At 52.5% G+C, this 7,207-nt stretch carries 5 protein-coding genes and 1 pseudogene; 5 read left to right on the forward strand and 1 reads right to left on the reverse strand.

From position 1 onward, the window contains the following. Nucleotides 1-238: IS5/IS1182 family transposase (locus ACMWL8_RS24900; protein ID WP_001500328.1), on the reverse strand; the 238-nt coding region annotated here is incomplete at its 3' end. 345 nt (nucleotides 239-583) lie between these two features. On the opposite strand from ACMWL8_RS24900, the gene pgaA reads away from it, so the two are divergent. The 5 genes and pseudogenes from pgaA to ACMWL8_RS24925 form a co-directional block, all read left to right on the forward strand. Next, nucleotides 584-3,046 (forward strand): poly-beta-1,6 N-acetyl-D-glucosamine export porin PgaA, encoded by a 2,463-nt coding sequence (gene pgaA, locus ACMWL8_RS24905; RefSeq protein WP_045620097.1) that lies wholly within the window; start codon nucleotides 584-586, stop codon nucleotides 3,044-3,046. A 9-nt stretch (nucleotides 3,047-3,055) separates the two neighbouring features. Beyond that, entirely contained in the window at nucleotides 3,056-5,077 is a 2,022-nt protein-coding gene (gene pgaB, locus ACMWL8_RS24910) for a poly-beta-1,6-N-acetyl-D-glucosamine N-deacetylase PgaB (RefSeq protein ID WP_039025565.1), read from the forward strand. Beyond that, nucleotides 5,074-6,408 carry a poly-beta-1,6-N-acetyl-D-glucosamine synthase gene (gene pgaC, locus ACMWL8_RS24915; RefSeq protein WP_034167705.1) on the forward strand — a complete coding sequence of 445 codons (1,335 nt, stop codon included), beginning with the start codon at nucleotides 5,074-5,076 and terminating at the stop codon, nucleotides 6,406-6,408. The genes pgaB and pgaC overlap by 4 nt, the downstream gene beginning before the upstream one ends. Beyond that, nucleotides 6,405-6,911, forward strand: a complete 507-nt coding sequence (gene pgaD, locus ACMWL8_RS24920; protein WP_034167704.1) for a poly-beta-1,6-N-acetyl-D-glucosamine biosynthesis protein PgaD — start codon at nucleotides 6,405-6,407, stop codon at nucleotides 6,909-6,911. The genes pgaC and pgaD overlap by 4 nt, the downstream gene beginning before the upstream one ends. A gap of 80 nt (nucleotides 6,912-6,991) precedes the next feature. Next, nucleotides 6,992-7,087: pseudogene (locus ACMWL8_RS24925) on the forward strand ((4Fe-4S)-binding protein); the annotation flags it as partial. Between the last annotated feature and the right edge of the window lie 120 nt (nucleotides 7,088-7,207).

Raw genomic sequence — 7,207 nt, forward strand, 5'->3', positions numbered from 1 at the left:
CATCTTCCATGGCACCGTCGCTCAGGTTGTACCAATGCTGCATGCAGTGAATACGCAGCATGGTCTCCAGCGGATAGGGCCGTCGGCCATTGCCCGCCTTGGGATAAAACGGCTCGATGACAGCGGTCATATTCTGCCATGGCAGAATCTGCTCCATGCGGGAGAGGAAAATCTCTTTTCGGGTCTGACGGCGCTTAGTGCTGAATTCACTATCGGCGAAGGTGAGTTGATGGCTCATGATGCCCCTCTGGGATGCGCTCCGGATGAATATGATGATCTCAAATCAGGAACTTGTTCGCACCTTCCTTAGAATAACTTAGTCTAAAATCCTTTTTTTGCCTATGCATTATCTTATTACATAGCCACGAACTACGCTGAGTGATAAAATTCTCGAGTTTATGCCTTCTTTCCAATGATTAGAGGACGAGGCACGGGTAGTCAATAAGACGAAAGAATTAATTGCTTCATAACCCTATTACGAAATAAGCGGCAGTGCGTCTTACATGGTCGGCAACCGTCAGGGATTGACTGTAACTTATTGAAAACGCCTATTTTCACTATGATGTAAGATATAAGGGCAGATATGTTAAGTATGCGTCGACATGACAACTTCATTAAACGTTTTAAGTCTGTAAGCTGTTTATTTACGGCAAGCATTCTTTTCCCGATGCCAATCTCTGCGGCGGTATCAGATTATGACGCTTTGGTTATTGAAGCGCGGGGAGGTAATAGCGCACCGCTATTACGTTTCCTTGAGGATCAGGGAAAGAAAAGCGCGCTAACGCCAAATCAGGTTGCCGACTGGCTGCAAGTTTCCAGTTGGGTCGATAACAACGATAAAACCACAATTGAAATCTGGCAGCAGTATCGTGGACAGATGAATGTACCTGCCCGGGGCAAAGTCGCCGCTGCACGAGCATATCGCAACCAGAAGAACTGGAATGATTCTTTAGCCATCTGGGAAAGCGTTTTACAGGAAGAGCCTGATAACGTAGATGTACGTACCGGCTGGATAATGACGTTGGCGGATGCTCGCTACAATCAGCAAGCCCTTACTGAAGCGAATAAATGGGCGCAGGCGCATCCCGGGGCTGATTCTGATGCGCTACTTGCCTATGTCTACCATTCGCAGGGAAAAAACTGGGATGCATTGTTAGTTGCCAGCCAGGCGGATGACGTCGATCCAGGCAAAAAAAATGCAAAATCCACATTGCTGTCTGCGCTGTCAGCAAACCGCGTTTCCGGGCCCGCCTTAAATATGGCAGAGGTGGTACCAACTGCCGATCCGGTGAAGCGTCGCCTTGAGCTTGATGCGGCGGCTGAAATGGTACGTTCCTCTTATACCTCTGCGCGTAATGAAGAAGAGCGTTTTATCGTGGCTGATAAAGCGCTAGCCCGTTATGACCAGTTGCTGACTGCCTGGAAAGATGAGCCTTCTGCGCAGAATGATGTCCGTCGGGCCAGAATTGACCGCATGGGCGCCTTGCTGGTCCGTAAACGCACTTCTGAAGTGATTAGTGAATACGAATCGCTGTCTGCGAGCGGCGAGGTGCCAAACTACGCAAAACGCTGGGTAGCATCGGCATGGTTAAGCGAACGGCAGCCGGAAAAAACCGAAGCGATGCTGATGAGCATCTACTATCCGAACGGACCGATTCCGGTTACGCCGCTCGGTCCTGAGGATCAACAGGATCTGTTCTACGCGCACATCGATAATGAAAACTTTGATGCAGCTAAAAAACAGGTCGATGCGTTAATTAAAGACAGCCCATATCTGCGACGCATCTATGGTTCGCCAACGCCGCAGCCAAACGATAACTGGCTGCTGGGACAGTCGTTGCTGACGCAATATCATATCGCTGCCAATGAACTGCCGGAGGCAGAAAAACTCGCAGAGCATCTGGCGCGAACAGGCTCGGGTAACCAAGGGCTGCGCATATCCTATGCTTCTGTTCTTGAAGCCCGTGGACTGCCGCATGCGGCGGAGAAAGAGCTTAAACTGGCGGAAGTGATTGAGCCCAGTAACCTGGAACTGGAGCGTCAGCAGGCCTATGTGGCGCTGGATCTCCAGGAGTGGAAGCAGGCCGATGAACTGACGGATGACGTTATTGCTCGCAGTCCGGATGATGAAGCGACGCTGCGCCTCGCACGCATGCGTGATGTGCATAAAATGTCGGAAGTACGTATTAGCGGCACGCAGGGGATCTCGTCCGATAGCCCGGTCAGCGGTAAGAATGATTTCAACATCAACACGGCCATTTACAGCCCGCCAATTAATGACAACTGGCGACTGTTTACCGGATTCAACTTCGCAACCGGCGAGTTTGAGGAAGGGAAAGGGATTAGCCGCGATCTGGCGGCTGGTGCGGAATGGACTTCCCGTGATTACTGGGCCGAAATGGAAGTGTCTGGCCGAAACTATGGCGATGGGCAGAAAATAGGCGGTCGTCTTTCCGCCTGGCATGATTTCAACGATAACTGGCGCGTGGGCGGTTCGGCCGAGCGTCTTTCGCGCAACACTCCACTGCGCGCGCTGCGTAGCGGCGTATATGCCAACAGCGGCGATTTGTTTGTTCGCTGGTATCAAAACGAACGACGTGAATACCAATTGTCGTTTGCCGCATCACATTTCTCGGATGGTAACGATCGCATCGAATATGGGCTGAGCGGAAAAGAGCGCATGTGGACCACGCCGCGCTTTACGCTGGACTTTACCCCGGGTATCGGTGGGAGCACCAACACTAAAGAGAATGTGCCGTATTACAACCCTAAGAGTGATTTTTCCGTTGTGCCAGGCCTGAGCGCGGAACAGGTTCTTTACCGCCATTATGACACCGTGTGGACCCAGCAAGGCATAGCCGGAGTGGGTGGCTACTGGCAGCAAGGTGAAGACGTTGGCGCTATCGTTCAGGTGGGATATGGACAACGGCTCAAATGGAACAACGTCGTAGATGGCGGGGTGATGCTGGTTTGGGATAAACGCCCCTATGACGGTAAACGTGAGCGGAATATCTCCCTCGCTTTCGATTTAAATGTCAGGTTTTAAGGATTGTTCATGCTGAAAAGATGCCTGTGGCTTAGCGCATTAATCACTGGCTGGTTGATGATTACCGCGTGCAGTAGCGCGCACAATACAACGCCTCGCTATGTTCCTCCCGCAGAGAGAACGCCGTTGACGGCAGATCATCCATGGCCGAAAAACAGCTTCCTGGTGCTCGGCTATCATGATGTTGAGGATGGCGCCGCCGACCAGCGCTACCTCTCCGTGCGCACCAGCGCGTTGAGCGACCAAATGGCCTGGTTGCGTGATAATGGCTATAATCCGATTAGCGTGCAGCAAATTCTGGACGCTCATGACGGTAAAATTGTGTTGCCGGAAAAAGCGGTCTTACTCACCTTTGACGACGGATACAGCAGTTTTTATACCCGCGTCTGGCCGCTGCTGAAAGCCTACAACTGGCCTGCGCTCTGGGCTCCAGTGGGCAGTTGGGTTGATTCTCCAGCCAATAAAAAAGTCGATTTTGGCGGCTTAATGACGGCGCGAGATAAATTTGCCACCTGGAAGATGGTCGAGGAAATGGGCAAATCGCCGTTGGTGGAAGTGGGGGCGCACACCTGGAACTCGCATTTCGGCGCTGAGGCGAACCCGCAAGGAAGCAAAGAACCTGCGGTGGCGAATCGCCTTTTCGATAAGAAAACAGGGACTTACGAAACCGACGAACAGTACAATCGTCGCATTAATACTGATATCTCGCTGATCACCAATAAGATTAAATCGGTAACCGGGAAATCGCCGCGCGCGTGGGTGTGGCCTTATGGTGCGGCTAACGGCACCACCTTAAAGCTGGCCAAAGAACATGGCTATAAGATGGCCTTTACGCTCAATGAAGGGCTGGCGAACGCTGCGTTTCTTGATGATATCCCGCGCGTACTGATCTCTGATAACCCGTCTCTCAAGCGCTTTGCCAGTCAGGTTGCTCAGGTACGTGAACCACAAACGATGCGTGTGATGCACGTCGATCTGGATTACGTGTATGACAAAGATCCTGCCCAGCAGAAGCGAAACATCGACAAGCTGATCCAGCGTGTTTATGACATGCGCATTTCTCATGTCTTCCTGCAGGCGTACGCCGATCCTAAAGGCGACGGGAATATTCGCGAACTCTATTTCCCTAACCGCTGGCTGCCGATGCGTGCCGATCTCTTTAACTATATCTCCTGGCAGTTACAAACGCGGGCCGGGGTGACGGTATATGCCTGGATGCCGGTACTGGCTTTCGACCTCGATGCTTCCATTCCACGCGTGACGGCATGGGATCCGAAAACAGGACGCACTGCGATCAATCACGAGAACTATGTGCGTCTGTCTCCCTGGGACAGCGAAGCGCGTAAACGTATCACTGAAATCTATGAAGACCTGGCGAAGCATGCCAGCTTCAAAGGGATTTTGTTCCACGACGATGCTTTCCTGACGGACTTTGAAGATGCGTCACCGGAGGCGTTAGCCGCCTACCGCGCCGCAGGGCTTCCGGGAAGTATTGAGCAAATCCGTAGCAACCCTCAAACCTTCGAACGCTGGACGCGCCTGAAAAGTAAGATGCTGATCGACTTTACTAAGCAACTGACGCAATCGGTACGCAATATTCGCGGTCCGCAGGTGCAAACTGCCCGCAATATATACGCCATGCCGGTACTGGAGCCTGAAAGCGAAGCCTGGTTTGCGCAAAACCTGAATGATTTCCTCAATACCTATGACTGGACGGCACCCATGGCGATGCCATTCATGGAGCAGATCCCGGCTAATGATGCCAATGCCTGGCTCGACAGATTAGTCAATGCCGTTGCACAAACGCCCGGCGCGCTGGACAAAACCGTGTTTGAACTGCAGGCACGAGACTGGCGTAAATCCGGGGACGAGGCAGAAATCAGTGGAAAACAAATAGCCGAATGGATGCGCCAACTGAAACTAAGTGGTGCAGGTAACTACGGCTATTATCCGGATGATTTCATCAGCGACAAACCTGAGATGTCAGAGATTCGCTCGACGTTCTCCTCATACTGGTACCCGCAAAAATGACCGATCGCATTATTGCTTTCCTGATACTTTGCCTGATGTTCAGCCTGCCGTTTGGCGTGGCTGTCATCTTTACAGGTGAAGTCATGTTGAACTTCGTCTTCTTCTGGCCTTTATTCATGTCTGCATTATGGATAAGCGGCGGGGTCTATTTCTGGTTTTATCGTGAGCGTCACTGGAAATGGGGAGACGATACACCGCCACCGACGCTGGAGGGAAATCCGCTGGTTTCCATTTTGATCCCCTGCTTTAACGAAGGGATCAACGCGCGGGAAACCATCGGCGCTGCGATGGCACAGCGCTACAAGAATATCGAAGTGATTGCCATTAACGACGGTTCAACGGACGATACGCACGATGTTCTGGAACAGTTGGCGATTGAGTACCCCAGCCTGCGCGTCATTCATCTGGCTGAAAACCAGGGCAAAGCGCTGGCGCTCAAAACGGGCGCGGCCGCTGCGCGCAGCGATTACCTGGTGTGTATTGATGGCGATGCGTTACTGGATCGCGATGCCGTGGCGTATCTGGTCGCTCCGCTGATCCAGTTCCCACGCGTTGGGGCGGTAACCGGCAACCCACGTATTCGCACCCGTTCCACGCTAATCGGTCGTGTGCAGGTCGGTGAGTTCTCTTCCATTATCGGCTTAATTAAGCGTACTCAACGAGTCTATGGTCAGATCTTTAGCGTCTCTGGCGTAGTTGCGGCGTTTCGTCGTCGCGCGCTGGCCGAGGTGGGGTACTGGAGCCCGGACATGATCACCGAAGACATCGATATCAGTTGGAAGCTGCAATTGCGCCATTGGTCGATATTCTTTGAGCCGCGCGCGCTGTGCTGGATCCTGATGCCTGAAACGTTAAGAGGGCTGTGGAAGCAGCGCCTGCGCTGGGCGCAAGGCGGGGCGGAGGTGTTTATTGTTAACATGCGCCGTCTGTGGTCGTGGGAGTTCCGCCGCATGTGGCCGCTATTTTTCGAGTTCTGCTTTTCTACCACGTGGGCATTTGCCTATGCGATCAGTATCGTGCTGTTCCTGCTGGGACTGATGATCCCGATGCCGGACTCGCTGTATGTTCAACATCTGTTCCCGCCAGCCTTTACCGGACTTATTCTCGGCGTGGTCTGCTTAATACAGTTTGCGATAAGCCTGATGATTGAACGACGCTATGAAAAAGGCATTGGCGCCTCATTGTTCTGGATAATCTGGTTCCCGGTGGTGTACTGGCTGTTGAGCCTGTTTACCACGTTGGTGTCATTCCCGAAAGTGATGCTCAAACGCAAACGCGGCAGGGCGCGCTGGGTGAGTCCTGACCGTGGAATAGGGAGGATCGAATCATGAGTCAGCCGCTGATCTTTACGGAGCGGCGTCTGCTGCCGCGCATCATTGACGTTCTGTTAACGATTTTTGCCTGGGTTGGATTTTTATACTTAATCTACAAAGGGCTGATTACGGCCCTGGCGCATTCACCGTATATGGGCGTGCGTCCTTTTTTCACCACGCTGGATACGGTCACGTTTTACATCCTTGTCGCGCTGGTCAACGGACTGGTGCTGATCGGCTGGGCGAAATACAACCAGTTTCGTTTTCGGGTGGAGCGTCGCAGTCGCAGACCAGGACTGGAAGACCATGAGCTGGCGGAAAGTTTACGTATTACCCGTGAACTGGTTACAGAGTTGAACAAAGCGAGGGTGCTGACGGTCCATCACCATGAGAATGGCGAAATCAGTCATATCGATGTGGACAAGCACATCGCCGATAACCGCCTGCCGCCGCCGACGCCTGCAATGCTGGAATATTTGCCGCCGGAGCGGGAGCCATTGTTACAGAAAAGGCCCGAGTGATATTTCTGCTACCCGCCACTTCCCTCAGCCTCGCATCGGTCTATGATTAGACTCAGACAATAAAAATGCGAGGTAATGTCGTGGAAAAGGAACTACTGGAGGCAGGTTACCGGGCCTATACCGGCGAGAAGATTGACGTCTACTTCAACACGGCGATATGTCAGCATTCAGGAAACGGCACTGTTGCAAATAGTCGGTGGTGATAAACTTATCATCCCCTTTTGCTGATGGAGCTGCACATGAACCCATTCAAAGGCCGGCATTTTCAGCGTGACATCATTCTGTGGGCCGTACGC

Origin of the sequence: Enterobacter sp. 04-C-12-SI-ECC, assembly GCF_047530715.1 — a bacterium.
In the GTDB taxonomy this organism is placed as follows: domain Bacteria; phylum Pseudomonadota; class Gammaproteobacteria; order Enterobacterales; family Enterobacteriaceae; genus Enterobacter; species Enterobacter bugandensis.

Excerpts from the sequence above, each read along its gene's own strand:
- pgaA (WP_045620097.1), top strand. The coding sequence starts at position 584 with ATGTTAAGTATGCGTCGACATGACAACTTCATTAAACGTTTTAAGTCT.
- pgaB (WP_039025565.1), top strand. The coding sequence starts at position 3,056 with ATGCTGAAAAGATGCCTGTGGCTTAGCGCATTAATCACTGGCTGGTTG.
- pgaC (WP_034167705.1), top strand. The coding sequence starts at position 5,074 with ATGACCGATCGCATTATTGCTTTCCTGATACTTTGCCTGATGTTCAGC.
- pgaD (WP_034167704.1), top strand. The coding sequence starts at position 6,405 with ATGAGTCAGCCGCTGATCTTTACGGAGCGGCGTCTGCTGCCGCGCATC.